At 66.0% G+C, this 26,921-nt stretch carries 22 protein-coding genes; 8 read left to right on the top strand and 14 right to left on the bottom strand.

The features are described 5' to 3' along the window. Positions 1-11: 11 nt before the first annotated feature. The 5 genes from LB572_RS31290 to LB572_RS31270 all read left to right on the top strand — a co-directional run bounded on the left by LB572_RS31290 (position 12) and on the right by LB572_RS31270 (position 5,792). Positions 12-923: a sugar phosphate isomerase/epimerase family protein gene (locus LB572_RS31290; RefSeq protein WP_224670495.1), complete on the top strand. Its 912-nt coding sequence runs from the start codon at positions 12-14 to the stop codon at positions 921-923. A gap of 70 nt (positions 924-993) precedes the next feature. Continuing rightward, positions 994-2,046 (top strand): ABC transporter substrate-binding protein, encoded by a 1,053-nt coding sequence (locus tag LB572_RS31285; protein ID WP_412033612.1) that lies wholly within the window; start codon positions 994-996, stop codon positions 2,044-2,046. 220 nt (positions 2,047-2,266) lie between these two features. Then, complete coding sequence (locus LB572_RS31280; protein ID WP_140802916.1) at positions 2,267-3,826, top strand: sugar ABC transporter ATP-binding protein; 1,560 nt, start codon at positions 2,267-2,269, stop codon at positions 3,824-3,826. Continuing rightward, on the top strand, positions 3,823-4,809 hold the full coding sequence (locus LB572_RS31275; RefSeq protein WP_140802917.1) for an ABC transporter permease: 987 nt from the start codon (positions 3,823-3,825) through the stop codon (positions 4,807-4,809). Before LB572_RS31280 ends, LB572_RS31275 begins: the two co-directional genes overlap by 4 nt. Continuing rightward, the gene (locus LB572_RS31270; RefSeq protein ID WP_224670493.1) at positions 4,806-5,792 is read left to right on the top strand and encodes an ABC transporter permease; all 987 of its coding nucleotides are present in this window, start codon (positions 4,806-4,808) and stop codon (positions 5,790-5,792) included. The genes LB572_RS31275 and LB572_RS31270 overlap by 4 nt, the downstream gene beginning before the upstream one ends. Before the next feature lie 14 nt (positions 5,793-5,806). Here the strand turns inward: LB572_RS31270 and LB572_RS31265 are convergent, their stop codons facing one another. The 7 genes from LB572_RS31265 to LB572_RS31235 form a co-directional block, all read right to left on the bottom strand. After that, positions 5,807-8,476, bottom strand: coding sequence for a nitrate reductase (locus LB572_RS31265; RefSeq protein WP_224670492.1), 2,670 nt, complete (start codon positions 8,474-8,476; stop codon positions 5,807-5,809). 3 nt (positions 8,477-8,479) lie between these two features. Continuing rightward, on the bottom strand, positions 8,480-8,809 hold the full coding sequence (nirD, locus tag LB572_RS31260) for a nitrite reductase small subunit NirD (RefSeq protein ID WP_140802963.1): 330 nt from the start codon (positions 8,807-8,809) through the stop codon (positions 8,480-8,482). Positions 8,810-8,814: 5 nt separating this feature from the next. After that, on the bottom strand, positions 8,815-11,265 hold the full coding sequence (gene nirB, locus LB572_RS31255) for a nitrite reductase large subunit NirB (protein ID WP_224670491.1): 2,451 nt from the start codon (positions 11,263-11,265) through the stop codon (positions 8,815-8,817). A gap of 13 nt (positions 11,266-11,278) precedes the next feature. Continuing rightward, positions 11,279-12,580: an MFS transporter gene (locus tag LB572_RS31250; protein ID WP_224670490.1), complete on the bottom strand. Its 1,302-nt coding sequence runs from the start codon at positions 12,578-12,580 to the stop codon at positions 11,279-11,281. Positions 12,581-12,645: 65 nt separating this feature from the next. Further along, on the bottom strand, positions 12,646-12,804 hold the full coding sequence (locus LB572_RS31245) for a hypothetical protein (RefSeq protein WP_181179285.1): 159 nt from the start codon (positions 12,802-12,804) through the stop codon (positions 12,646-12,648). A 318-nt stretch (positions 12,805-13,122) separates the two neighbouring features. Further along, positions 13,123-14,349 (bottom strand): CmpA/NrtA family ABC transporter substrate-binding protein, encoded by a 1,227-nt coding sequence (locus tag LB572_RS31240; RefSeq protein WP_224670489.1) that lies wholly within the window; start codon positions 14,347-14,349, stop codon positions 13,123-13,125. Beyond that, the gene (locus LB572_RS31235) at positions 14,346-14,948 is read right to left on the bottom strand and encodes an ANTAR domain-containing response regulator (protein WP_140651304.1); all 603 of its coding nucleotides are present in this window, start codon (positions 14,946-14,948) and stop codon (positions 14,346-14,348) included. The genes LB572_RS31240 and LB572_RS31235 overlap by 4 nt, the downstream gene beginning before the upstream one ends. A 134-nt stretch (positions 14,949-15,082) precedes the next feature. On the opposite strand from LB572_RS31235, the gene LB572_RS31230 reads away from it, so the two are divergent. Beyond that, entirely contained in the window at positions 15,083-15,805 is a 723-nt protein-coding gene (locus LB572_RS31230) for a Crp/Fnr family transcriptional regulator (RefSeq protein ID WP_318014095.1), read from the top strand. A 115-nt stretch (positions 15,806-15,920) separates the two neighbouring features. On the opposite strand, the gene LB572_RS31225 is transcribed toward LB572_RS31230, so the two are convergent. The 4 genes from LB572_RS31225 to LB572_RS31210 are packed head-to-tail and all read right to left on the bottom strand — an operon-like array spanning position 15,921 to position 19,279. Continuing rightward, on the bottom strand, positions 15,921-16,364 hold the full coding sequence (locus LB572_RS31225; protein WP_224670488.1) for a hemerythrin domain-containing protein: 444 nt from the start codon (positions 16,362-16,364) through the stop codon (positions 15,921-15,923). Between the two features lie 24 nt (positions 16,365-16,388). Next, a complete protein-coding gene (gene cydX / locus LB572_RS31220; RefSeq protein WP_127864050.1) occupies positions 16,389-16,520 on the bottom strand; it encodes a cytochrome bd-I oxidase subunit CydX in 132 nt (43 codons plus the stop codon). Between the two features lie 20 nt (positions 16,521-16,540). Continuing rightward, positions 16,541-17,695: a cytochrome d ubiquinol oxidase subunit II gene (cydB, locus tag LB572_RS31215; protein ID WP_224670487.1), complete on the bottom strand. Its 1,155-nt coding sequence runs from the start codon at positions 17,693-17,695 to the stop codon at positions 16,541-16,543. 12 nt (positions 17,696-17,707) lie between these two features. After that, positions 17,708-19,279 carry a cytochrome ubiquinol oxidase subunit I gene (locus LB572_RS31210; RefSeq protein WP_224670486.1) on the bottom strand — a complete coding sequence of 524 codons (1,572 nt, stop codon included), beginning with the start codon at positions 19,277-19,279 and terminating at the stop codon, positions 17,708-17,710. Between the two features lie 100 nt (positions 19,280-19,379). Here LB572_RS31210 and LB572_RS31205 point away from each other — a divergent pair, with 100 nt between their 5' ends. Beyond that, the gene (locus LB572_RS31205; protein WP_224670485.1) at positions 19,380-20,996 is read left to right on the top strand and encodes an ATP-binding cassette domain-containing protein; all 1,617 of its coding nucleotides are present in this window, start codon (positions 19,380-19,382) and stop codon (positions 20,994-20,996) included. Further along, a complete protein-coding gene (locus LB572_RS31200) occupies positions 20,993-22,594 on the top strand; it encodes an ATP-binding cassette domain-containing protein (protein ID WP_224670484.1) in 1,602 nt (533 codons plus the stop codon). The genes LB572_RS31205 and LB572_RS31200 overlap by 4 nt, the downstream gene beginning before the upstream one ends. Positions 22,595-22,625: 31 nt before the next feature. Here LB572_RS31200 and LB572_RS31195 read toward each other — a convergent pair whose 3' ends face one another. The 3 genes from LB572_RS31195 to LB572_RS31185 all read right to left on the bottom strand — a co-directional run. Then, complete coding sequence (locus tag LB572_RS31195; protein WP_140802927.1) at positions 22,626-23,957, bottom strand: HlyD family type I secretion periplasmic adaptor subunit; 1,332 nt, start codon at positions 23,955-23,957, stop codon at positions 22,626-22,628. Continuing rightward, positions 23,954-25,687 carry a type I secretion system permease/ATPase gene (locus LB572_RS31190; protein ID WP_224670483.1) on the bottom strand — a complete coding sequence of 578 codons (1,734 nt, stop codon included), beginning with the start codon at positions 25,685-25,687 and terminating at the stop codon, positions 23,954-23,956. Before LB572_RS31190 ends, LB572_RS31195 begins: the two co-directional genes overlap by 4 nt. A gap of 31 nt (positions 25,688-25,718) precedes the next feature. After that, positions 25,719-26,921 (bottom strand): VCBS domain-containing protein (locus tag LB572_RS31185; RefSeq protein WP_224670482.1); only part of this gene is annotated, 1,203 nt, incomplete at its 5' end.

Below are 26,921 nucleotides of genomic sequence, written 5' to 3'. Positions count from 1 at the left end.
TGGGAGGCAACATGAAGCTTGGACTGCTGACAGCACCATTTCCGGATACGCCGCTCGGCGAGGTCGCCGACTGGGCACGCTCGGTCGGCTTCGAGGCGCTGGAAATCGCCTGCTGGCCGAAAGCATCCGGCGGGGCCCGCCGCTATGCCGGCACCAGCCATATCGACGTTGACGTCTCGGCCGCGCAGGCCAAGGACATCGCCACAGAGCTTGCCGGCAAGGGCCTCACCATCTCGGGCCTCGGCTTCTACCCCAATCCGCTCCATCCCGACCGGGCGCATCGCGAGGCGGTGATCGATCATCTGAAGAAGGTGATCGTGCTGGCGAGCCGCATGGGGGTCTCGCTCGTCAACACCTTCTGCGGCGGCGACGCCTCGAAGACTGTCGACGCCAACTGGGAAGACGCGCAGAAGGTCTGGCCGGCGATCATTGCCCATGCCCGCGAGCATGGCGTGAAGCTCGCCTTCGAGAACTGCCCGATGATCTTCAGCTATGACGAATGGCCGGGCGGGCACAACATCGCCTACTCGCCCTATATCTGGCGCCGCATCCTGGAAGCCTGGGGCGGCGACGTCGGCATGAATTTCGATCCCTCGCATCTCGTGTGGCAGATGATCGACAAGGAGCGTTTCATCCGCGAGTTCGGCAAGAGCATGCTGCATGTGCATGCCAAGGACCTGATGATTGATCATGATGGTTTGTACGAGCGCGGAATCCTTTCGGCCGGCATAGGTTGGCAGGTGCCGCGCATGCCGGGGCTTGGGGACATCGACTGGAGCAGGATTTTTTCGGGCCTCTACCGGGCCGGCTATGACGGGCCGGTCATCATCGAGCATGAGGACCGGCGCTTCGAGGGGACGGATGAGAAGGTGAAGCGCGGCTTCCTGCTTGCGCGCGACGTCCTGCGCCCCTTCATCAAATGAGGAAAGCTTGGCGCCGATCGCATCGGCGCCCTGGAACTGAACTAAAAAACGAACTGAACTGAAAAGATCAATGTGGAGGAGTACTGAAATGAAAAGACATCTGACCGCGGCCACGCTACTTGCCGGCGCCGCCTTGCTTGCCTCGGTGGGCGTCTCGGCCGCCGCCGGCAAGTACACGATCGGCATTTCCAACACCGTGCAGGGCAATGGCTGGCGCGAGGAAATGATCTGCGCGATGAAGGCGCAGGCGCTCGCTTCCGGCGAAGTGGCGAAGCTCAACATCGCCCACCGCAACACCGACGCCGCCGGCCAGCTCGAGGACATCCGCAACCTGATCAGCGCCAAGGTCGACGCCATCGTCGTCAACCCGGCCGATCCGGCCGGCATCAAGGCCGGGCTCGAGGAAGCCACCAAGGCCGGCATCGTCGTCGTCGCCGTCGACCAGGCGGTGACCGAGCCGTCCGCCTACATCATCTCCAACAACCAGGAACAGTACGCCTATCTCGGCGCCAAGTGGCTGTTCCAGCAGATGGGCGGCAAGGGCGAGGTGTTCTATATGCGCGGCGCCGCCGGTGCTTCGGCCGACTCAGATCGCGACAAAGGCTTCAAGAAGGCGCTGGCCGAGTTTCCGGATGTGAAGGTCGCGCAGGAAGTCTTCACCGGCTGGCAGCAGGATCAGGCCAAGCAGCAGATCCTGTCCTTCCTCGCCACCGGCACCCCGATCAACGGCATCTGGACCTCCGGCATCGACAACGTCATCGTCGACGCGCTGGTCGAGCAGCAGGCGCCGATGGTACCTGTGGTCGGCGCCGACAATGCCGGCTTCGTCGGCCAGTTGAGCTCGGTCAAGGGGCTGGTGGGCGCGGCCGTCACCAATCCCGGCTCGATCGGCGGCGCCGGCATGACGCTGGCGCTGCAGATCCTCGACGGCAAGAAGCCGGCGCAGCAGACCGTGCTGGTCAATCCCGAGCTCTGGGAGAACGCCACCGACGCAGGCAAGGCCAAGCTGAAGAGCGTCGTCGACCCGTCGCTCAGCCCCGAATGGCCGGTCTCGATCTCGATCCCGGACTGGACGACCTACACCAAGGACCAGATCATCGCCTGCAAGGGCCCGGGCGAATAAGAAGATGAGACGCCCTTCTGCCTTCTCCCCTTGTGGGAGAAGGTGGATCGGCGCATAGCGCCGAGACGGATGAGGGGTGTTCCAGCGGAGTGAGACGCTGGCGTTCCCTGGAACACCCCTCATCCGTCGCCTTCGGCGACACCTTCTCCCACAAGGGGAGAAGGGGGAGCTCGCCTGCTTCAGCCGCCTGCACTAGTTTCTGGAACGAGAACCACACGATTTGACAACAGACCCGTCGCCGCAAAGCCCTCTCCTCGACGCCATCGGCGTGGCGAAGAATTACGGCGCGGTTGCCGCGCTGCGCAACGCCTCGCTGTCCGTGCTGCCGGGCGAGGTGCACGCGCTGATGGGCGCCAACGGCGCCGGCAAGTCGACCCTGGTGAAGATCCTGACCGGCGCGATCAAGGCGGACGCCGGGCGCATCCTGATCCACGGCCAGCAGCTCGATGTCCGCTCGCCCGCCGCCGCCCGCCGCGCCGGCCTGGTGCCGGTCTACCAGGAACCGGCGCTGATCCCGGACCTCGACGTGCTCTCCAATCTCAGGCTCACCGGCACGCCGGTCGAGCCTTTCCGCGCCTGGGTGCGCGAGCTCGGCATTCCCGATCTCGACATCCGCGAGACCGCCCGCCATATCCCCTTGGCCATCCTGCGCGTGCTCGATCTGGCGCGCGCTTTGGCGGTCGAGCCCGACGTGCTTCTGCTCGACGAGATGACCGCGGCATTGCCGGCGAACCTCGCCGAGAAAGTGCTGGAAGTCGTGCGCCGCCAGGGTGACGCCGGCCGCTCCGTCATCTTCATCTCGCACCGTTTCGTCGAGATCTCCGCGCTCTGCGACCGCGCGACCGTGCTGCGCGACGGCTCCACGGTCGGTGTCGTCGACATCGAGCCGGGCATCGAGGAAAGAATAGTCGAGATGATGCTCGGCACCCGTATCGAGAAGACCCGCGTCACCGCCCGCGCGGCAAATGATGTGGCGGTCGCCGGCGGCGGCCGTCCGCGACTGTCGGTGCGCAACCTGCAGCTTGGCACCAAGCTCAACGACGTCTCCTTCGATCTCGCCAATGGCGAGGTCGCCGGCGTCTTTGCGCTCGAGGGTCAAGGCCAGGACGAGCTCTTCGCAGCACTTGCCGGCTCGATCCGCCCGACCGGCGGCACCATCGACGTCGACGGCGCGCCGGCAAAATTCTCGCATCCGAGCGACGCCATCCAGGCCGGCATCGCCTATGTGCCGGGCGACCGCGCCGAGGCTTTGGCCATGCAGCGCTCGGTGCGCGAGAACATCGCGCTGCCCTTCAGCGCCGCGTTGCGCAAATGGGGGCCGATCCGCATGCGCCGCGAGCAGGTGGTGGTTTCCAGCGCCATCGCCAGGCTGCAGATCGACACCCGCGCCCAGGGCGAGGTGCAGCGCCTCTCCGGTGGCAACCAGCAGAAGGTGACCATCGCCCGCTGGATCGCGGCCAACGCCCGCACCATCCTTTGCTTCGATCCGACGCGCGGCATCGATGTCGGCACCAAGCAGGAAATCTACAAGCTGCTGCGCGAGCTGGCCGGCCAGGGCAAGTCGGTGCTGTTCTACACATCCGAGATGGAAGAGGTGCAGCGTGTCTGCGACCGCGTCATCGTCATCTTCGGCGGCCGCGTCGTCGACACCTTCCCGGTCGAAGAGGCCGACGAAGCGGCATTGATGCGCGCCGCCTACGGCCTGCCGCGCGGCGCCAAGGCGGATGTCGGCATCCTTGCCGAGGTCAAACCCGGTTCCAGCGCGGAGGCCGCGCCATGAGCCGCTTCTTGCGCAACCAGGGCTGGGTCGCGGGTCTCTTCGCCCTGCTGATCTTCCTCTTCGTCGTCACCAAGCTGATCCAGCCGGCCTATGGCAGCGGCGACTTCGGCTCGCTCGCGCGGGCGGTGCTGCCCTACGCTTTCGCCGTCGCCGCCCAGACCGTCGTCGTCATCGCCGGCGGCATCGACCTTTCGGTCGCCGCCATGATGGCGCTGACCAGCGTGACCGCGGCCTCGATGATGAACGGCGCCAGCGAGGAATATGCGCTGTTCGTCGTGCCCTTCGTGCTCGCCATGGGGTTCGTGCTCGGCGCGCTGAACGGCGTCCTCATCGTCGTCACCCGTGTGCCGGACATCGTCGTCACGCTTGCGACGCTGTTCGTGCTGCAGGGCGCGGCACTGCTCGTGCTTGGCGCGCCCGGCGGCGCAGCCGCCGAATGGCTGAAAGCAAGCGTCATCGGCACCATGCCGCTCCCCGGCCTGCCGGATTGGGCCGACGCCTGGGTGCCGAAGGCGCTGGTGCTGCTCGTCGTTTGCCTCTGCATCATCTGGATTCCGCTCAGGCGCTCACGCCTCGGCCTTTCCATCTATGCCATCGGCAGCAATGAGCTCGCCGCCTTCCGCAGCGGCGTGCCGGTGGCGCGCACCAGGATCATCGCCTATGCGCTGTCCGGCCTGTTCGCCGCGATGGGCGGGCTGTCGCTGACCATCAGCACCGGCATCGGCGCGCCGATCCCCGGGCCTTATCTGCTCGCCAGCGTCGCGGCGGTGGTGCTGGGCGGCGTCGCGCTCGGCGGCGGCAAGGGCGGCCTGCTCGGGCCGATCATCGCCGTCTTCGTGCTGAGGCTGGTGCGCACCGACCTGACGCTTCTGGCCATCGATCCGAACGTCACCGCGATCATCGAAGGCTTGATCATGGTCGCGGTGGTGATGTTCGGCGCCTTCATCACCATGCGCAGCCGCCCGGCGGGAGCAACGTCATGACCGACATCGCGACCATGCCCCAGCCCGTCTCGTTCGGCCGCCGCATCAAGCGCTTCATGGCGGACCGGCCGCTCATCCCATTGATCATCCTGCTGATCATTCTTGTGGTGATCCTGCAGATCCTGCGCCCCGGCATCGTCAACGAGCGCTGGCTCGCCAACACGGCGAAATTCGCCATTCCGCTGGCGATCCTCGCCGGCTGCCAGACCATGACCATGCTGACCGGCGGCATCGACCTTTCCGTCGGCACCGTGGCGACGATGAGCGCCTTCATCATGGCGACGCAGATCGTCAACCAGGATCCGGCGGTGGCTTTCCTGCTGGCCATGCTGCCCGCCGTGCTGATCGGCCTCGTCAACGGCATCGGCGTCGGCGTGTTCCGGGTGCATCCGCTGATCATGACACTCGGCACCAGCCTGATCGGCACCGGCTTCCTGCAGGTCTATCAGCGCACCGTGATCGCGTCCGGCGCGAAAATCCCGGATTTCCTCAACTGGCTGGGTACCGGCGTCACCTATGGCTTTCCCAACGCGCTTCTCCTGTTCGTGCCGGTGGCGGTGCTCATCGTCTTCATGCTGAACCGCACCGGCTTCGGCCGCCTGCTCTATGCCGTCGGCGACAATGAACGCGCGGCGCGGCTGTCAGGCGTCCGCTACTGGCAGGTGATCGTTGCGCTGTACGTGCTCTCCAGCCTGCTCGCCGGCATCACCGGCCTGCTCTATATCGGCCTGATCAAGGCGCCCTCGCTGTCGCTCGCCGAACCGCTGGTGCTGCCCTCGGTGGCCGCCGCCGTCATTGGCGGCACGTCGATCTTCGGCGGCCGCGGCGGCTACACGGGCACCATCATCGGCGCGCTGATCCTGACCGTGCTGACGACGCTGCTCACCATCCTGCAGATGCCCGAAGGCGGCCGCCGCATCCTGTTCGGCTTCATCGTGCTGTTCGTGACGGCGGCCTATCTGCGGATCATCGAGGACCGGTAGAGCCTGCGCACCGCTCACTCCGCCGCTTGCACCTGGCGAGCATCGATGATCGCCCTGATTTCCGAGCGGCAAGAGCCGCAATTGGTGCCGGCGCGCAGTGTCGAGCCGATCGCCTCCAGGCTATTGCATCCGGCGGCGACCGCCGAAGCGAGCTGGTTGGCGCCGACATGGAAGCATGCGCACACGACCCGTCCGATGGCCGGCATGGGCACCGGCGAGCGTCCCGACAAAAGCGCATGGCGATCGGTCGCCGACAGCGGCTGGCGCGTGGCGAGCAGCGACACCAGCCATTCCCGCGCCGGCAGTTGATCCGGAGCGGCGACCAGCAGGGCTTCCGCCATGGCGCCGGCATCGTCAATGGCGGCCGCGCGATAGGCGAGCCCGCGCCGGTCGGTGTACTCCAGGAGCTGATCCCGTCGCTGGACGCCGAGCAGCTTGCGCGCCAGGAGAATGCCCTGGTCCGGCGGTTCGGTTCCTGTCAGTTCGTAGACCCAGCCGCCCTCGACCGCACACCGGCTCCAGTGGACGAAACCCGTCGGCCTGAGATCGCGGCGCGTGATGAGCACGCCGGCCCAGCCGGTCTCTTCCCGCACGATCCTCGCCGGAACATGCTTGAGCTCTGGCTGGCCGGAATGCGGGTCGGTGACCGGCGATGACAGCAGGCCGGCGGAGGCCTTGGCCGCGAACTGCCCGCTCCAATGCATGGGCATGAAGGCCTGGCCGCGCCGCTGTGCCTCCGTCACGCGCACCCGTGCCCGGACGAAGCCGAAGCGCGTCGAAAGATGGGCGAGATCACCATCCTTGAGATTGTGCGCGGCTGCATCGACCGGATGGAGATCGACCGCCGGTTCCGGCGCGTTCGCCATCAAACGCGGCACGTTGCCGGTGCGCGTCATGGTGTGCCACTGGTCGCGCAGCCGGCCCGTATTCAGGGCCAGCGGATAGTCGGCATCGACGGTGAAGGCCGTCGCCTCCTGCCGCACCGGCACGAAACGCGCGCGGCCGTCCGACGTCGGGAAACGGTCATCGCCGAACAATCTTGTGAGCTGCTCGTGCCGATCGAGCGCGGGCCAGTGGCGCGGTGCCAGGGTGGCGTATTCCGCATCGCCGAGGTCCGCCAGGCCGCCAAGGTCGAACAGGCGCTCGCCATTGTTCTCGAAAGCGGAGAGTGCGGCATGCTCGCGGAAAATCTCGGCCGGCGTCTGGTAGACGAAGGCGTTGCCGAAACTCATGCGCACGGCGACGTCGCGGATGATGCGCCAATCGGCTCTCGCTTCGCCCGGCGATGGCAGGAACGGCCGCTGGCGCGAGAGGCGCCGCTCCGAATTGGTGACCGTGCCGTCCTTCTCGCCCCAGGCGGCGGCCGGCAGCAGCACGTCGGCATAGCGCGTGGTGTCGGTGCGAGTGACATCCGACACCACCACGAAATCGCATTTCGACAACGCGGCGCGCACGCGCGAAGCATCCGGCATCGAGACGGCTGGATTGGTGCCCATCACCCACAGCGCCTTGATGCGGCCGTCGGCGACCGCCTGGAACATGTCCATGGCCTTCAGGCCGCCGCGCCGCGCGATGTCGGGCGCATTCCAGAAGCGGGAGACGCGGTCGATGTTGGCCTCATCCGCGAAGTCCATGTGGGCGGCCAGCTGGTTGGCGAGACCGCCCACCTCGCGCCCGCCCATGGCGTTCGGCTGCCCGGTGACCGAGAACGGCCCCATGCCGGGCTTGCCGATGCGGCCGGTGACGAGATGGCAGTTGATGATGGCGTTGACCTTGTCGGTGCCATGCGCCGACTGGTTGACGCCCTGGCTGTAGACGGTGACGGTTCGCTCGGTCTCGGCAAAGAGATCGTAGAAGGCCTGCACATCGGCGGCCACCAATCCGCAGCCTTTCGCGACGCGCGCGACCGACGGCGCATCGGCGCTGGCCAACGCGGCAGCGGCGTCGAAGCCCGAGGTACTTCCGCGGATGAAATCAGCATCGACCTTTCCGACCTGCACCAGATGCGCGAGCAGCCCGTTGAACAACAGCACATCCGTGCCCGGATCGAGCGCCAGATGCAGGTCGCATTCGTCGGCCGTGGCGGTGCGGCGCGGATCGATGACGACGATTTTCGTCCCGCGTTCGTTCCGTGCCGCGAGCATGCGCTGGTAGAGCACCGGATGGCACCATGCGGCGTTGGAGCCGGTGAGCACGATGAGATCGGCGCGCTCGAAATCCTCATAGATGCCGGGAACGATATCCTCGCCGAAGGCGCGGCGATGGCCGGCGACGGACGACGCCATGCAGAGCCGCGAATTGGTGTCGATGTTGGCCGAGCCGATAAAACCCTTCATCAGCTTGTTGGCGACGTAATAGTCTTCGGTGAGCAATTGACCGGAGACGTAGAAGGCAACCGAGTCCGGCCCATGCTCGGCAATCGTCCGCGAGAATTTCTCAGCGACGAGATCGAGCGCGTCGTCCCAGCTCGCCGGCTTGCCGAGAATTTCCGGCCGCAACAAACGGCCTTCGAGGCCGAGCGTTTCGTCAAGCGCGGCACCCTTCGAGCACAGCCGCCCGAAATTGGCCGGATGATCGGGGTCACCGCGGACGGTTGTCGTGCCGTCCGCGGTGACCTCGGCCAGCACGCCGCAGCCCACCCCGCAATAGGGGCAGGTGGTCCTCACCTCGCGTGCTTCCTCCATGCCTCAGGCCGCTTTCGAGGCCAGCGCCTCGAGCGCGATGAAGAGCCGTTCGCCCTCGACCTTGACGGGAAGCGTCCTCACCGAGCCTTCGTCCGCGCCGAGCGCCTTGCCCGTCTCCAGCGAGATCACCCAATTGTGCAGCGGACAGGTCACCGCAGCGCCATGGACGATGCCCTGGCTGAGCGGTCCGCCTTTGTGCGGGCAGTGGTCATCGATGGCAAAGACCTGGTCGTCGGCGGTGCGGAAGACAGCGATCTTGCCTTGCGGGGTGGCCACGCAACGCGCGCCGCGGGGTGGGATGTCGGCGATGGAGCCGATGGCGATCCAGTTCATGTTGGTCATTCCGCCGCCTCCGCGAAACCGACCGACGCCATCGGCCGGAATTCATGCTTATCCTTGCCGGACACGCGCTCCGACCACGGATCGACCTGCGCGAATTTCTGGCTGAGGACGAAGCGCTCGTAATAGGCTTTGCGCTTTTCGGCATCGTCCAGGATCTGCTTCTTGATCTCGGCGGTGCCGATGCGCTTGGCCCATTTGTAGATGCGCTCCAGATAGCGGGCCTGCTCGCGGTACATCTGGACGAGCGCCACGATCACCTCCAGCGCCTCGTCCTCGGTCTTCAGCAGGCCGAGCACCTCGGTGCCCTTGATGTCGAGGCCGGCCGCACCCGCGAAGTGGATCTCATAGCCAGAGTCGACGCAGACCACGCCGACATCCTTGCAGGTCGCTTCCGCGCAATTGCGCGGGCAGCCTGACACCGCCATCTTCACCTTGGCCGGCGTCCAGGATCCCCACATGAACCTCTCGATGCGGATGCCGAGCCCGGTCGAATCCTGTGTGCCGAAGCGGCACCAGTCGGTGCCGACACAGGTCTTCACCGTGCGCAGGCCCTTGGCATAGGCATGGCCGGAGACGAAGCCGGCCTTGCCGAGGTCGGCCCACACCGCCGGCAGGTCTTCCTTGCGGATGCCAAGCATGTCGATGCGCTGGCCGCCGGTGACCTTGACCACCGGGATCTCGAACTTGTCGACGACGTCGGCGATGGCGCGCAATTCGCCGGCGCTGGTCACGCCGCCCCACATGCGCGGCACCACCGAATAGGTGCCGTCCTTCTGGATGTTGGCGTGCACGCGCTCGTTGATGAAGCGCGACTGGTAGTCGTCGGCATATTGGTCCGGCCAGTCGCAGACCAGGTAGTAGTTGAGCGCCGGCCGGCACTTGGCGCAGCCGCAGGAGGTCTTCCATTCGAGCTCCTGCATGACGGCGGGGATGGTCTTCAAGCACTTCGCCTTGATCAGGCGCCGCACGTCGTCATGGCCGAGGCTCGTGCAGCCGCACATCGGCTGCACCGCCGCCGGATTGTAGGCGTCGCCCAGCGTGAGCTTCAGCAGCTGCTCGACGAGGCCCGTGCACGAGCCGCACGAGGCCGACGCCTTGGTGTGGGCGCGCACGTCGTCGAGCCCGGTCAGGCCCTTGGTTGTGATCGCGCCGGTGATCTTGCCCTTGCAGACGCCGTTGCAGCCGCAGATTTCCGCATCATCCGCCAGTGCCGCAACGGCCGCCAAAGGGTCCGAGGAAGCGCCTCCCTGGAACGCCTGGCCGAAGATCAGCGTGTCGCGCATCTCCGAAATGTCGGTCGCCTTCTTCTTGAGGTCGTTGAACCAGGCGCCGTCGCCCGTCTCGCCGAACAGCACCGTGCCGATGATGCGGTTGTCCTGCAGCACGACGCGCTTGTAGATGCCGGCCGATGCGTCACGCAGGATGATCTCTTCGCGATCCTCGCCGTCGGCGAAATCGCCCAGCGAATAGAGGTCGATGCCGGTGACCTTGAGCTTGGTCGGCGTGTCGGAATGGACGAAGCGCCTGTCCTCGCCATCCGCCAGCCCGGCCGCCGTCACCCGCGCCATTTCGTAGAGCGGCGCGACCAGCCCATAGACATGGCCGCCGACCTCGGCGCACTCGCCGAGCGCCATGATCGCTGGATCGGAGGTCCGCATACGATCGTCGACGACGATGCCGCGGTTGACCTCCAGCCCAGCCTCCTTGGCCAGGCCGATGCTGGGACGTATGCCGACCGCCATCACCACCAGTGTCGCCGGGATGATCGTGCCGTCCATCAGCTCGACGCCCTCGACCTTGCCGTTGCCGACAATGGCCTTGGTGTTGGCCTTGGTCATCACCTTGATGCCCCTCGCCTCGACGGCCTTCTGCAGCAGGTAACCGGCGGCCGGGTCGAGCTGGCGCTCCATCAGCGTCGGCATGACGTGCAGCACGGTGACGTCCATGCCGCGCTCCTTCAGCCCCGCAGCGGCTTCGAGCCCAAGCAGGCCGCCGCCGATGACGACCGCCTTGGCGCGCGACTGCGCCGCAAGCAGCATGGCGTTGACGTCATCGAGATCGCGATAGCTGAGCACGCCGGGCAATTCCTTGCCGGGCACCGGGATGATGAAGGGCACCGAGCCGGTGGCGACGACCAGCCTGTCGTAGCTTTCGGTGACGCCGTGGTCCGAAGTGACGGTCTTGGCATCCCTGTCGATGGCGACGATCCGGTGGCCCTTGTAGAGGGTGATGCCGTGCTTGATGTACCAGCCGTCGCCATGGATGACGATTTCCTCGAACGCCTTCTCGCCCGACAACACTGGCGACAGCATGATGCGGTCGTAGTTCACGCGCGGCTCGGCGTTGAAGATGGTGACGGCATAGCGGTCTGGCGCTGCCTCCAGCAGGTGCTCGAGCATCCTGCCTGGCGCCATGCCGTTGCCGATGATGACGAGTTTTTCGCTCATGTCGGTCTCCGATCTATTCGGCGGCATAGGAGAGGGACGCGGCCTTGACCTCGGCCGCGCGCTCCATCCGGCGGATGGTGAGATGCATCCAGACCAGGCAGGAGACGACGGTAGCAAACAGCAGCATGAAGCAGCTCGACCAGACGCCGGTCAGGTCGTTCAGCGCGCCGAAGGCGATCGGCAGGATGAAGCCGCCGAGACCGCCGATCATGCCGACGACGCCGCCGACCGCGCCCACGCTCTGCGGATAATAGGCCGGGATGTGCTTGTAGACCGCGGCCTTGCCCAGGCTCATGAAGAAGCCGAGCACAGAGGCGACGGCGATGAAGGCGAGCGGGCCGATCTCGAAGTGGAAAGGGATCGGCCCGCTGATGCCGCGCACGACATAGTCTGCCGAGGGGAGAGACAGAACGAGCGTCGCGACGGCACAAACGCTGAAGGTCCAGTAGAGCACGGTGCGGGCGCCGACGCGGTCGGAAAGCACGCCGCCATAGGCGCGAAAGATGCTGGCGGGGATGGAATAGGCGGCGCCGACCATGCCGGCGGTGGCGATGCCGAAGCCGTAGACGCCGATCAGGTAGCGCGGCAGCCAGAGCGACAGCGCCACGAACGCGCCGAAGGAGAAGAAATAGTAGAAGGCGAAGCGCCAGACCTGCAGGTTCTTCAGCGGCACGAATTCCTGCCAGAAGCTCCTCGCGGGCGTCGCCTTGCCGGCGCGTCGCTCGCGGATGACAGGATCGTCGCCGGTGCTGAGCCAGAAGACGATGGCCATGACGACCAGCGCCGCCGCCCAGATCAGCGCGACAGACTGCCAACCCCAGGACAGGAGCACGAATGGCGCCAGGAACTTGGTGACGGCGGCGCCGACATTGCCGACGCCGAAGATGCCGAGCGCCGTGCCCTGCTTTCCAGCCGGGAAGAAGCGCGAGACATAGGCGACGCCGACGGCGAAGGAGCCGCCGGCCAGCCCGACGCCGAGTGCTGCGACCAGCATCTGCCCATAGGTGTGCGCGAAGGCGAGCAGGAAGGTCGCGACCGCCGCAGCGAGCATGGTCATGGTGTAGACCAGGCGGCCGCCATAGCGGTCGGTCCAGACGCCGAGCACCATGCGCACGAGCGAACCCGTCAGGATCGGCGTGCCGACCAGCAGGCCGAACTCGGTCTCGTTGAGCCCAAGCTCCTGCTTGATGCGCACACCGATGATGGAAAAGATCGTCCACACCGAGAAGCAGACGGTGAAGGCGATGGTGGACATGACGAGCGCCTGCCGGGGAGCACTGTCCTGGCTGGGCGCGGCTGGGAGGTTTGCGGTCATGGTCGGCTCCAGTTTGCGGCGTAGGGAGACACCCCGTGGGATGTTGATCAGAGGCGCGGCATCGGTCAGCGCGAGGGGGTTTGCGCGGTCACTTGCGGACCCTTGCCTTCGGCTTCGTGGCTGGCGGGAAACAAAAGCAGCGCTGCGACGAACAGCACCACCGTCAGGATGCTGCTCGCCAGGACATCGCGGCGGGTGAAATCCTTGAGCGAGGGTTTCGTCATCGTCGTCTCCGGTCCAAAACGAAAAAAGCTGCCGTCCAGGCCTCGCGCGTCCGTACATCCGGGATCGCGTGGTGACCTGAGCGGCAGCTTTGCCTGTGGCGCCCGCCATTGGACGCCTGTTCTATTGCCCGCGAGGGGCTCGATTATTTCAAAGCACGAAGCGTGCCAGTTTTGCGAGAAAGAAGAATTTCAATTAAAATCAATGTGATAGCGGAATCGACCTGCGATCGAGCCAAGCAGCGGCGCGGTCAAACATTGATCAACAGCACGGACATGGCGCATAAATTTTGTGCAACGCACAAGATGCTGCGCAAATGATCAGGCGTGCTCCTGGCCGGCAATATAGGCGTCGATCCGGTCGGGATCGAAGATCTGGCCGTCGAAAAACCCGTCCGGGCCGAGCATGAGACTCGCCCCCGCGGAGCCGACCGGCGTCGCGACCTTCAGCGCGCCCTCGACCTTGGCATTGGCGCCGGGCAGAGCGACGCCGAGCGGCTTCAGCGCCGAGCGGTAGAGGTCGGGCCGGTAGCAGTCGCGAGCGATGGCGAGGTTTTGCGGCGTGTGCGGCAGCTGCCCCCAGCGCACCATCTGCGTGTAGAACCACAGCGCGTGGCTCTTCCAAGGAAAATTCGCCGCCTTGTCGAAGGGCAGGAAGAAATCCTCGACGCGCCTTTCCGCGCCGCCGCCAAGTTGAAGCTGTCCGGTCAGGATCGGCGTCTGGATCGCCTCCGGCTGACCGAGAAAAGCTGGCCTTGCCATCAGCGCGGCCAGCTCGCCGCGGTTTGCCGGATCCTGGCACCAGCGGGCGGAATGATGCAGCGCCCTCAACAGCGCCGCCAGCGCATCCGGGTTCTCCTCGGCCCACGCCTTGCGCACGCCGATCACCTTTTCCGGGCTGTTGCGCCACAGCAGCGCCTTGACGGTGACGATGCGGCCGGTGCCGGCCGCGACGGCGGCGCTGTTCCAGGGCTCGCCGACGCAATAGCCGTCGATGCGTCCGGCAGCCAATGCATCGGCCATGAAGGGCGGCGGCACGATGACGATCTCGATGTCGCGGTCGGGATCGACGCCGCAGGCGGCGAGCCAGTAGCGCAGTTCGTAATTGTGCCCGGAATGCGGATGGACGACCGCGAAACGCAAAGGCTCGCGGCCGGCCGCCGCCCGCTCGCGGATCAGCGCGCCGAGTGCGGCCCCGGCGCGAGCCGGATCGAGGTCGGGCGCAGCACCATGCGCCGCCATGCCGTCCCAGATGGCGTTGGAGACGGTGATGCAATTGCCGCCGAGCCCAAGCGAGAACGGCACGATGGTTTCTGAGGCAAGCGGCGTCAGCCCGAGGCTGCAGGCAAGCGGCATCGGCCCCAGCATATGCGCGACGTCGAAATGGCCGATCGCGATACGGTCGCGAATGTTGGCCCAGGACGTCTCGCGCTGCAGCTTGAGCTCGATGCCTTCGCGGGCGGCAAAGCCCATTTCGCCGGCCGCGACCAGCACGGCGCTGTCGAAGAGCGGCATGAAACCGGCGGTGATTTCGTGCGCCATGCTCATTCGCCCTCCAGCGGTCCCAGCAATCCCGCCGCCGTCACCAGGCTCTGGGCGATATCGGCGATCTTGCGGTTCTGGTTCATGGCGGTCTTGCGCAAAAGCGCGTAGGCCGCCTCCTCGCTCAAGCCGCGCGACTTCATCAATATGCCCTTGGCCCGGTCGATGACCTTGCGGTTCTCGAGCTCGCTGCGCGCTTCCTCCAACTCGCGCGCCATACGCGAGAAGGCGTTGAAGCGGCTGATCGCCATGTCGAGGATCGGCTTGATGCGTTCCTTCTTCAGCCCGTCGACCACATAAGCGGACACGCCGGCATCGACAGCAGCCTCGATCGAGGCCTGGTCGGAGCGATCGACGAACATCGCGATCGGCCGCTTCACCGCGCGCGACAGCTGGAACATGTTCTCCAGCATGTCGCGGTTGGGGTTCTCGAGGTCGATGACGATGACATCCGGCTCGATCTCGGCGATGCGCCGGGCGATGCCGGCCACGTCATGGATCACCGTGACATGGCGATGGCCGGCGTCCCGCAATCCAGCCTCGATGATCGAGGCACGGATGCGATTCTCGTCGATAACAAGGATGGTCAACGAACCGGCGGACATGCGCCTATTGTGCAGGCGGACCGGATTTGTGCAATGCGGCAATCGACGGGATGGATTTTCCCGCCGAACTGCGACGCTATCGCGCCCAACCCTGCGTTGCCGTTACGGGCCGCGGACATTATAGGTATTCCATCGTGCGCGAGGATATTCACACGGCCGGCGTCCCTGTGCTCTGCGCTTCATGCGAGGCGCGGCATCGCGGCATATGCGGCGCGCTCAACGCCGAGCAGCTCCTGGTGCTTGCGAAATCGACGAAGCGGCACAAGGCCGAGGCCGGCAAGGAACTGGCGGGCGACTCCACGAGCGTCGAGCGCTTCTCGAACGTGCTTTCGGGTGTGGTGAAGCTGACCAAGACGCTCTCCGACGGCCGCCAGCAGATCGTCGGACTGCAATTTGCTCCCGATTTCCTCGGCAGGCCCTTCCAGAGCGAAAGCACGCTCACCGCCGAGGCCGCGACCAATGTCGAATTGTGCTCGTTCCCGCGCCAGGCGCTGGAGCGCATGATGAAGGAGCAGCCGAACCTCGAGCATCGCCTGCTCGAACAGAAGCTGCGCGAGCTCGACCAGGCGCGCGACTGGATGGTAGCGCTCGGCCGCAAGACGGCGGCCGAGAAGATCGCGAGCTTCCTTCTGATGATCGCCCGCAACATCGATCCCGCGGCCGGACCCGAGCGGCGCGCCGCCGCTTTCGACCTGCCGCTGTCGCGCGCCGAAATCGCCGATTTCCTGGGTCTCACCGTGGAGACGGTGAGCCGCCAAATCACTCGGCTGCGCGGCGAGAACGTCATCCGCGTCGAGAACAACCGCCACGTCATCGTCGACGACATCGGGCGCCTGGCCGCGCGAGCCGGGGACTGATCCCCGGCATCCCCCAGGCAGGTTCCGCAAAAGTGTCCCGCGGTTTTGCGAAGAGAACCTGCGAAAAACAACAGTCCCTAAGCAGGCATTCGTGGGCTTGCCCGCGAATTTCCGCTTAGGGATGGTCGACGACCTCGGGCAGCACATGGTCGCGCTCGAAGGCGATATGGCGACGCATCGATTCGAAAAAAGCGAGCAGCATGTAGCCGAACGCCTCCGGATTCTCGATCGGCCGCCCATGGCCATAGGCCAACAGCGCCTCGCTGAGATCGGCCGCCGCGCTTTGATCCTCCAAATGCTCGAGCTTCAGCCGCGCGACGGTATCTTCCTCGCCGCTTCGCCGCGCAAAAACGGGGAAGACGACCTCTTCCTCGAAGCGGTGGCATTCACCCAATAGCGGCAAGAGATCGGCCGCCACGGCGAGACACTGGAGCCGGTCGACGCGCGACGGCAGATCGTCGGCGATGCCTTCCAGCATGTGGCAGAGCGCGAGCTTCTGCACATGCGCCCGCCGCATGTCGGCCGGGCTGTGCAGCGGCTCCGGCATTACGCCCGTCATGACGCTCCTCCCTCGCTCCCGGTTTCAAGGAGTGGGCAAGGAGACGGTGTCCTCGACGGGTTCTTCGCGGACGGTGCGCAGCTCGTACCAGAGCGCGTTGAGGATGCCGACGGAGGCGGCAAGTCCGAGGCCGAGTATCCAGGAAAAATACCACATGGTCAGAAACTCCGGTTGGATCAGTAGGCGGAAGAGCCCGCCTTCTCGATGCTCTTCTCGCCGACCTTGCCCCACAGCACGCTGTAGACCCAGGCGGTGTAGGCAAGGATCAGCGGCAGGAAGATCGCCGTGGCGATCAGCATGTTGCGCAGCGTGGCGCGGCTCGACGAGGCGTCGAAGACCGCAAGCGAGTGGCTGGGGTTGCTGCTCGACGGCAAAAGGATCGGGAACATTGCTAACCCCACCGTGGCGATGATCATCGCCACGCCGAGCTTCGAAGCAATGAAGGTCCACCCTTCGAACCGGGCGTGGAAACCTGCGGCGGCAAGCAAAGGTGCGGCGATGCCGAGCCCGGGCACGATCCAGAGCAGCGGATGAGCATGGAAGTTCGCCAGCCAGGCGCCGCCATCCGCCACCACCGTCTTCAGGAGCGGATTGGACGGCCCGTCCCAGACGATCGGCGACGTCACGCGGTAGCCGCCCAGCAGGCCGAGCCAGACCAGCACGCCGCCGCCGGCAAAGAGCACCGCCGTGACGATCGCCGAGCGCGTTCCGACGGCGCGGGCGCGGTCGGCGACGCTGCCTTCGGCCTTGAACGTCAGCCAGGCTGCGCCATGCGTCACCAGCATGGCGAGCGAGACCAGGCCGCAATAAAGCGCCAGCGGATTGAGCAGCCCGAAAAGGCTGCCCTCATAGATCGGCCGCAGGTCCGGCGTGAAGTGGAACGGAACACCCTGCAGCGTGTTGCCGACGGCGACGCCGAAGATCAGCGCCGGCACCGCGCCGCCGACGAACAACGCCCAGTCCCAACGGGTGCGCCAGGCCGGATCCGGCCGCTTCGAGCGGTACTTGAAGGCCACCGGACGCATGATCATCGCCAGCAGCACCAGGAACATGGCGAGGTAGAAGCCGGAGAAGCTCACTGCATAGAGCGCCGGCCATGCGGCGAAGATGGAGCCGCCGCCAAGGATGAACCACACCTGGTTGCCCTCCCAGACCGGGCCGATTGTGTTGATCGCGACACGCCGCTCGGCGTCCGTCTTGGCGACGAAGGGCAGCAGCGCGCCGACGCCCATGTCGAACCCGTCCGTCGCTGCGAAGCCGATCAAAAGCACGCCGAGCAATATCCACCAGATCACGCGCAGCGTTTCATAGTCGAAGAGAAATTCGATCATCGTCGTGATCCTTCATTCTGCCGGTTGCATTGCGGGGTCGGCGCTCGGACGCAGGTCGTCGATGACCTTCGCGATCTCGGGTCCCTTGCGGATGGCGGCCAGCATCAGCCTGACCTCGATGACGGCGAGCACGCCGTAGACGAGCGTGAAGCCGGCGATGGTGAGCACAAGGTCGCTCACGCCGAGCTCCGAGGTGGCGAGGAAGGTCGGCAGCACGCCGTCGATGATCCACGGCTGGCGGCCGAACTCGGCCACGAACCAGCCGACCTCGATGGCGATCCAGGGCAGCGGCATGGCGATGAGCGCGGCGCGGAACAGCCAGCGCGGCGCTTCGGTCTCCCGCGTCGTATGCCACAGCGACACCGTAAACAGCGCCAGCAGCGCGAAGCCGCAGGCCACCATCAAACGGAAGCCGAAGAAGAGCAGCGGCACGTAAGGCACCGTCGACCAGGCGGCGTCCTTGATCTGCTGTTCGCTCGCCTGCCGCGGATCGGGCAGGTAGCGCTTGAGCAGCAGCGCGTAGCCGAGATCCTTGGAGCTGGCATCGAAGGCGGCGCGAGCGGCGCTGTCGTTGCGGTCCGCCTTGATCTTCTCCAGCGCGTCATAGGCCACGATACCGTTGCGGATGCGGACTTCCGCGTGGGCGACGAGCTCGTCGATGCCGGCGATCTGCTTGTCGAACGAGCGCGTGCCGATGATGCCCATCACCCATGGAATGTGGATGGCGAAATGCGTTTGGCGATCGCTCTGGCTCGGAATGCCGAACGCCGTGAACGATGCCGGCGCGGGCTCTGTCTCCCACATGGCCTCGATGGCCGCGAGCTTCATTTTCTGGTTGTCGGTGAGCGCATAGCCGCTCTCGTCGCCGAGCACGATCACCGACAGCGCCGATGCCACGCCGAAGGCCGACGCGATCACGAAGGAGCGCTTGGCGAGCTGGACGTGGCGCCCCCTCAAGAGATACCAGGCCGAGACGCCGAGCACGAAGGTGGCGGCGCAGACATAGCCGGCGGAAACGGTGTGGACGAACTTCGCCTGCGCCACCGGATTGAAGATCACGGCCACGAAATCCATGACTTCCATGCGCATCGTGTCCGGATTGAAGGCCGAGCCGACCGGGTTCTGCATCCAGCCATTGGCGATCAGGATCCACAGCGCCGAGAAGTTGGTGCCGAGCGCCATCAGCCAGGTCACGATCATATGCGCGCGCGGCGAAAGCCGGTCCCAGCCGAAGAAGAAAAGTCCGACGAAAGTGGCCTCGAGGAAGAAGGCCATCAGCCCCTCGATGGCCAGGGGCGCCCCGAACACGTCGCCGACATAGTGCGAGTAATAGGCCCAGTTCATGCCGAACTGGAATTCCATGGTGATGCCGGTGGCGACGCCGAGCGCGAAGTTGATGCCGAACAGCACGCCCCAGAACTTCGTCATGTCGCGCCAGATGGTGCGGCGAGTCATCACATAGACGGTCTCCATCATGGCGATCAGGATGGAGAGGCCGAGCGTCAAAGGCACAAACAGGAAATGGTAGAGGGCCGTCAGCGCGAATTGCAGCCGCGACAGGTCGACGAGAAGAAAGTCGGACATGAGAGCATCCTTTCTGGATACCGCCTCATAGCGCGCCACGAATGCCGGCGACTTGATCTGGATCAATTCCTTTCCTCTCCGCGTGTGCGAAAACCGGGCCATGCAAACGCCGGCCGTTCCCGCACCAGCCTCTGATCCCTCAGTCCCCTCGCCCGGCGCTTTCCAGGCGCTCGCCACCGCAAGGCAGCTTGCAAAACGCGGTTTGCGCCAGTTGCTTGCCGCGCAAGTCGCCCGCACCGCGCTGCGGCTTGGCTTCGCCGCCACGGCGGCGATGGCGGTGGGGCGGCTCGTCATGGGGGAGCCCGTCGCCGCCTGGGTCGTCCCGGTCGCGATGGTTTTTCTCCTGGCTGCCTGCCTCGCCGGGCTTGCCGCCGACAGGGCGCAAGCCTCCGCGGAAACCGCCGTGTCGATCGGCCTGCGCGAGCTGGCGGGCAAGCGGCTGGACGAGATGCCGGCACGTCAATTACAGGCGCTTTCAGTCGGCGGCGTCATCATGTCGATGCAGCGTCACCCGGAAGCGGTCGCCGGCCTCGCCGTCGGCCATCGCGCGGCAAGCGGCATGATGGCGGCCGGGCCGCTGCTTGCCGCGGCAGCCCTTTTCCTCGTCTCCTGGCAGGCAGCCCTGCTGGTCATCTGCCTGACGCCGGTGATGATCCTGTTCTTCGCACTGATAGGCGATGCCATCCGCCGGCGCGCCGATGCGCAGGAACGCGCCTTCGGCCGGCTGGCCGGCCAGTTCGCCGACCGCATCCGCACCTTGCCGACGATTCTCGCCAACCATGCCATGGCCGGCGAGGAAGCAAAGCTGGCGCGGCGCCTCGAAGTCTATGCCGGCAACACGATGGGCGTGCTGCGCATCGCCTTCGCCAATGCCGGCATCATCGATTTCTTCGCCTCGCTCTCGATCGCGATCCTCGCCGTCTTTCTCGGCCTCGGCCACCTGAAGCTCGCGATGATTCCCGGCTTCTCCAATCTCGAGCTCTGGCAGAGCCTGTTCATCCTGATGATCGCGCCGGAATATTTTGCGCCTTTCCGGCGCTTCTCCGAGCAATACCACGCCAAGGCGGAGGGGCTGGCGGCGACCGACGCGCTGGACGGGCTGCTCGATGTCGGTCCGGTTGCGGCCAAAGCCCTGCCGGTGCTCGACCGGCTGTCCCTGGCGCTGCCGGCGCGCGCCCTCGTCGCCGTCGTCGGTCCCAGTGGGTCAGGGAAATCGACCCTGCTGCGTCGTCTCGCCGGCCTCGAACCGGGCGGCAAGCCGATGCCGGGAGCCCACCCGTTGGCTGCCAACGAAATCGCCTGGGTTTCGACGGACGCCTACGTGCCGGAAGGAACGCTGGCCGAGGCCATTTCGTGGAACGCCGGCGCGGTGGACCGAACCCGGTTGGAAGACGCCGCCGGCGCGATCGGGCTGCTTGACGACGCGCTGCTGCCGGGCGGCCTCGATGCCAGGCTGGACAAGGGCGGCGCCAACCTTTCGGGCGGCCAACGGCTGCGCATCGCGGTCGCCCGGGCGCAACTCTCCGTTCGGACCGTGCTGGCCGACGAGCCGACCGCGAAGCTCGACCGCGAGACGGCCGAAGCCGTGCGGCGCATGCTGCTGGAGATGTCGCGGAAGCGGCTGGTCGTCGTGGCGACGCATGACCGGGACCTTGCCGTTGCCGCGGACATTATGGTCGACCTCGCCCGCGACGACACCGTCGAGGTGGCGGCATGAGCGCCGCATATCAGTCGTCGAGCCGGAAGTCGTGGCGGCTGGCGACGGGCTTCGCCTTTGCCGCTCTGGCCTGCGCCATATTGCTGGGCGGGGTTTCGGCCTGGCTGCTCGGATCGGTGGCGATAGCCGGCCTTTCCGCCGCTGCCTTCACGTTCAACTTCCATATCCCGGCGGCTCTCATCCGGCTGTTCGCGGTCGGCCGCACCGCCGCGCGCTATGGCGAGCGGTTGACCGGGCATAAGGCGGCGCTCGCCGACCAGGTGGCGCGGCGCGTCGACCTCTTCGCCGCCATGGCGGCGGCGCCGGCCGTGCGCCGGGCCGGCTGGCAGCTCGGCGACGATGCCCGCCTCGCCGACTATCTCGACGACGTCGAGGACCTCGACTACGCGAGGCTGCGCGCCGGCCTGCCAGCGCTGACGCTCGGCTGCGGCCTCGCGGCCCTGATCGCGGGCTCGGCGGTGCTGGCGCCTTTATCCCTTTTGCCGATCACCCTCTTTCTGCTTGCCATCCTGTTCGCGGGGAACCGGGTGGCCAAGGCTGGCGCCATGGCATGGGGTGAGACCAGGTCGCTGCGTCGCGGGGGCGCAGTGAGGCTTGGCGCGGCCATGGCGTCAGTCATCCCCTTAAAGGCGGAAGCCGCCTGGAGCCGCGAATGCGCCGAAGCCCTTACCGCGCTCTCCCGCGCCGACGGCATGCTGCTTTCGCTTCGCCGGCTGCAGGCCATGCTGGACATGATCGGCGCGGCCTTCGGTCCGGTTGCCGGCATCAGCGTGATGGCGGCCGCCTGGCATGCCGGCAGGCAAGGCGCGGACCTTCTTGCGCCTATGCTGCTCGCCTTCTGCTGGCTGGCGCTGGGCGAAGCCATGAATGGCGCGTCGCGCATGCTGGTTGCCGTGCTTCGCCGCAACGCGGCGCGCAACGAGATCGAGCAATGGACGCGGACAGCGGCAGCGGCCGGCAGACGCGATTCGGCTACCGCCGAGGCTCCGCCGCGCCTGCTGCGCCACGGCGCGCTGCAGCGTCGCGCGCCTGACGGCCGCGCCATCGGAATGCCCATCTTCCTGCTTCTCGCACCGGGCCAGCCGACGCTGCTCGTCGGGGCGAGCGGCTCGGGCAAGACCAGCCTGCTCAAGCAGATCGCCGGCTGGATCGGCGACGATGCCTTTGCCGCCGGCGACTGCATCCTGTCGGCGAGCGAGCGTCGGACGCAAGCGGCGCTCGTCCTGCACGACGCGGTCGTCCTCGAGGACACCGTCCGCGCCAATCTCTTCGCCAGCGATGTCCCTGACGCGGCACTCTGGCGAGCGCTGGAAGCCGTCGAGATGGACGGCCGTATCCACGAGGCCGGCGGGCTGGACGCCTGGATCAGGCAGGACCGGTTCTCGCTCGGCGAGGTGCAGCGCATCAATCTCGCCCGCGCCTGGCTGTCGACCAAGCCCCTGATGCTGCTCGACGAGCCGACCGAGCACCTCGACGATACACAGGGAGCGCGCATCCTCGAGCGGCTACTCGCCCGCTTCAGCGATCGCATCGTCGTCGTCTCCACCCATCGCGCACCGCCGCTCCGCGATGTTGGCGTGATCGCATTGCGGCCGTGAATGCCATGCCAACCGAAGGCTGGCGGCCTTTTCACTCCTCCTTGAAGGCGTGGGCGAAACTGTCTGCGACAGGCTGAAAGAGATATTCGAGCAGGGTTCGCTTGCCGGTGACAACGGAGACGTCCACCGGCATTCCCGGATATAGCTTCACTTGCGGGAGCTTCTTGAGTTCATCGGCGCCCACCTCGACCGTCCCCCTGAAAAACGTCACGCCGCTGCGCTCGTCGATCTCGGCGTCGGCCGAAATCCGGGTCAGGGCGCCCTTCACCGTGGGCGTGGTCCTCTGCTTGTAGGCGACGAGCCGCACCGTCGCCGGCAGACCGGGGCGAACGACATCGATATCCAGCGGCTGAATCTTGACGTCCAGCACCATCTTGTCCTGGTCGGGAACCAGATCGAGAATAATTCCGCCGGGGGGTACAACGCCGCCCGGCGTGAAATACCGAAGGTTCATTACTGCCCCATCTTCCGGCGCGACGACATCCTGGCGCGCCGCGCGCGCGTCGGTCTTCTGAAGCGCCTTTTCGAGCTCGGAGCGTTTGGTCTGAACGTCACGAAGGTCCTCAGCGGCCTTCTTGACATAGGAGAGCCGGCCATTGTCGATCTGCGCATCCGCCTCGGCGATCTGCTGCCGCAGGCTCTCTATATTCCCACGGTTCGAATCGGCCTCACCCTTTGCGGCGATGATCTGCCGTTCGAGCTGGAGCACGCGGGACTTCACCCCATAGCCTTTCTTGAGAAGTGTGCGGGCGTCCGCCAGCTCTTCCCGCAGAGACGGCAACTGGATCTCGTAGGCCGCAACTCTCGCAGCGAGCGCAGACATCTGGGCATGGTATTGGGCGATCCGCTGCTGCCAGACCTCGACCTCCGACGCCTGAACCTTGGCCTGGTCCTGGAAGATGCGCTCCTGCCCGGCCATGGCCTCGGCGACGGTCGGTTCGCTTCGCCGGGCCGACAGGTCCGCCGAAAAAGGAATTGTCTTCAGGCCGTCGCGCTGCGCGATCAGGCGGGCTTCGCCGGCGAGCGCGGAATCGAGTTCGCCACGCACGGCATCGCGATCGGATTCCGCGTCAAGCCCGTCGAGGCGGACCAGTATCTGGCCCTGCTTGACCAGGTCTCCCTCCCGGACCAGGATTTCCCGGATGATGCCGCCTTCCAGGTGCTGTATGGTCTTGCGATTGCTGTCGACCTTTACCACCCCGGGCGCGACCGCCGCGCTCGTCAGCGGGGCGGTGGCTGCCCAGAGGCCGAAGCCGCCGAACAGCAGGCCGATGACGGTCAGACCGCCGAAGACATGGGCGCTTACCGCCGGCCAAGCGGGCGGTGGCGGCGGCATTTTCACCGAAAGGGCGGCTTCCGTCACGACCCGGTCCTTTCGGAGCTCACGACCCGGACCTGCGGCGGGGCGGACTGCTGCTCGGGACGGCGCAGTTGCGCAAGCACGACGTCGCGCGGGCCGAACATCTGCGACTGGCCTTCGTTGAGCACCAGGACGCAATCGACGTTCACCATCAGCGACGGGCGGTGGGCGACGATCACCACCGTCGAGCCGGCCTCCTTCATTGCGGCAATCCCCTGGTTCAGCGCTTCCTCTCCGACGGCATCGAGATTCGAGTTCGGCTCGTCCAGCACGACCAGCGCCGGACGGCGATAGAGCGCCCTGGCAAGGCCGATGCGCTGGCGTTGCCCGCCGGAAAGCACCGACCCCTGTTCGCCGATCTCGGTATCGTAGCCGTTCGGGAGCCTGAGGATCATCTCGTGCACGCCGGCCATCCGGGCCGCGGCCACGATCTCGGCCGGATCGCCTTGCTCCATACGGGCAATGTTCTCGCGGACGGTGCCGGGAAAGAGTTCGACGTCCTGGGGGAGATAGCCCACATATGAGCCGAAATCGGCGCGGTTCCAGGAAAACACGTCGACACCGTCGAGCCGCACCCGCCCTTGCTGTGGCGAAAGCATGCCGACGATCAGGCGGGCAAGCGTCGACTTGCCAGCGGCCGACGGCCCGATCACCGCAAGCACCTGGCCTGGCGGCACGACGAAGGAGAGGTTCCTCAGCACGGGCTCCTTGCCGCCGGCCGGCGTATAGACGAGGGCGTCGACCGAGAGGCGTCCTTGGGGCCGCGGCAATTCCATCCCTGGCGGACGCAGCGACGGAGCCTCGAACAGCCGGTCCAGCCGACGCCAGGCCTCGCGAGCGGCGGCCGTCTGCTTCCAGGTTGCGATAGCCTGCTCGACTGGGGCGAGCGCGCGCGACATGATGATCGAGGCCGCGATCATGGCGCCGGGCGAGACTTCATGGCGCAGCGACAGCCAGGCGCCGAGCCCCAGCACCGCGACCTGCAGGAACATCCGGAACGGCTTGGTGAATGCATTGATCAGGCCGGCCCAGTCGCTGGCGGTCGTCTGCAGCGCGAGCACGGACGCATTGGCTGCATCCCAACGCCGGGCGAGCACCCCGCCCATGCCCATCCCGTCAATGACTTCGGCATTGCGGAAACCGGCATCCGCCGCCTGGTAGGCGCGCGCGGAAGCGGCGTTGGCCTGTTTGAGCGTGTTGGCCGTCAGCGCGTTGTTGGCGAGGGCGAAGCCGAACAGGACGATCGCGCCGCCCAGCGCCAGAAGTCCAAGCAGGGGATGCAACAGGAAGATGAAGCCGAGATAGAGCGGCATCCACGGCGCGTCGAACAGCGCCATGATGCCGCCGCCGCCAAGATAGCCGCGCAGCGTAGCGAGGTCTCGCAGCGCCTCGGTGCGGTAGGAGGAGCCGCGCAACGCGTTCTCGAGCCCGCGGCCCAGCACGTGCGGCGACAGCACGCGGTCGATCCAGGCGCCGAGCTGCACAAGCAGCCGCGAGCGGAAGAATTCGAGCGCGCCCATCGCAGCGAGCGCCATTGTCGTGATCAGCGTCAGATAGACGAGCGTCTCCACGCTGCGTCCCGTCAGCACGCGATCATAGACCTGCAACATGTAGATCGAGGTCGAGAGCACGAGCAGGTTGATGACGAAGCTGAACCCCGCCACCGCGGCGAAACCGCCGCGGCAGCGAGACAGGGCAAGCTTGAGGGGAGAGAGGCCCTGCATCACGATCATCTACCGCTTCATCGTCTTCCTGTGGGCCCCATCAGGCATGCAGATTGAAATCTGCGCTGCTCAGATTGTTCACCCCCAGCAGGTGGATTTCGATGACGTCCGTACCGCTTGTAATCGCCTCAGCTGACGTACCGACATTTGCGTAGACAACGGTGTTCGTTCCATCCGTCGTCCAACCGACGCTGTGCGCGGCAAGCGTTGTCGAAGCACCTAAGTTGGTCGGAGTGCCAGTCAGATTGAGTGCGTTCAGGAAGTCGAGCTTGTCCGCCCCGTGGGCGAAGTCCTGGATCGTATCGAAGGCGGCATGGGTGGAGTCGGCAACCGCCGTGTAGACGAAATGGTCGGCACCGTCGCCGCCGACCAACCAATCAGCGTTCGCCTTTCCAATAATCGTGTCGTTGCCCGCACCACCGAAGATGTAGTCGACGGCAGAGGTTCCGGTGACGCTGTCCGTGCCTGCTCGACCGTCAGCGATAGTCGGATCCGTACTTACCAGTGTGATCGTGTTGTCGACGTTGCCCCCATTGGCGTTGCCGATCCAAACGGTGAACGACTGTGGAGCCGATGAAGCCGAATGACTGTCAGTGGCGGTGACAGTAAGAGTGCCTGTTGCCGAGCTTCCTAGTCCGACGCTGGCGGTTAGCTCTCCGTTTGCTGCAACCGCGACTGTCCCGGACCCACTCCAGGTAGCTGCAAAGGAGACACTATCGCCTGCATCGGGATCCACGGACAAGAAGTGGCCCAGATCGACAGGATTCCCGTCGGCGATCGGAGCCGAGCTCGGAACGAAGACCGGGGCGCTCGGCGCATGGTTGGTCACGGGCTCGTCGGCACCGTTCACCGTGATATCGATCACGTGGTCCGTGCCATCGGCCGACGCCACATGGATCTGGTCGTGCGGATGGTCCGCCGAAGTCAGAGCCTGGACATTGGCCGCGGCATTGTTGAGCGTGTAGACCCAGTTTCCGGCGGCATCGATGGTCAGCGACCCGTAGGTGCCGGCAATCGGAGTGCCGCCATTGTGAACCTGGAACGAGCTCTGGCCTGCGTCGGGGTCGTTGACGCTCAGAGCGCCGTTCACGGTCAGCACGGCATCCTCGGTCACGGAACCGCTGCTGCTGCCGGTGATCACCGCCGCGTCGTTGGTGCCGTCGATGTGGATGGTGACGGTGCGGGTGTCGGTGCTGCCCTGGCCGTCATCCACCTTCACCGTGTAGGTCTCGGTCAGGTGATC

Source organism: Mesorhizobium sp. BH1-1-5 (assembly GCF_020165615.1).
In the GTDB taxonomy this organism is placed as follows: Bacteria; Pseudomonadota; Alphaproteobacteria; order Rhizobiales; family Rhizobiaceae; genus Mesorhizobium.
Note: the sequence above shows the minus strand (reverse complement) of the source record. Positions and strands in the feature narration are given on the sequence as shown.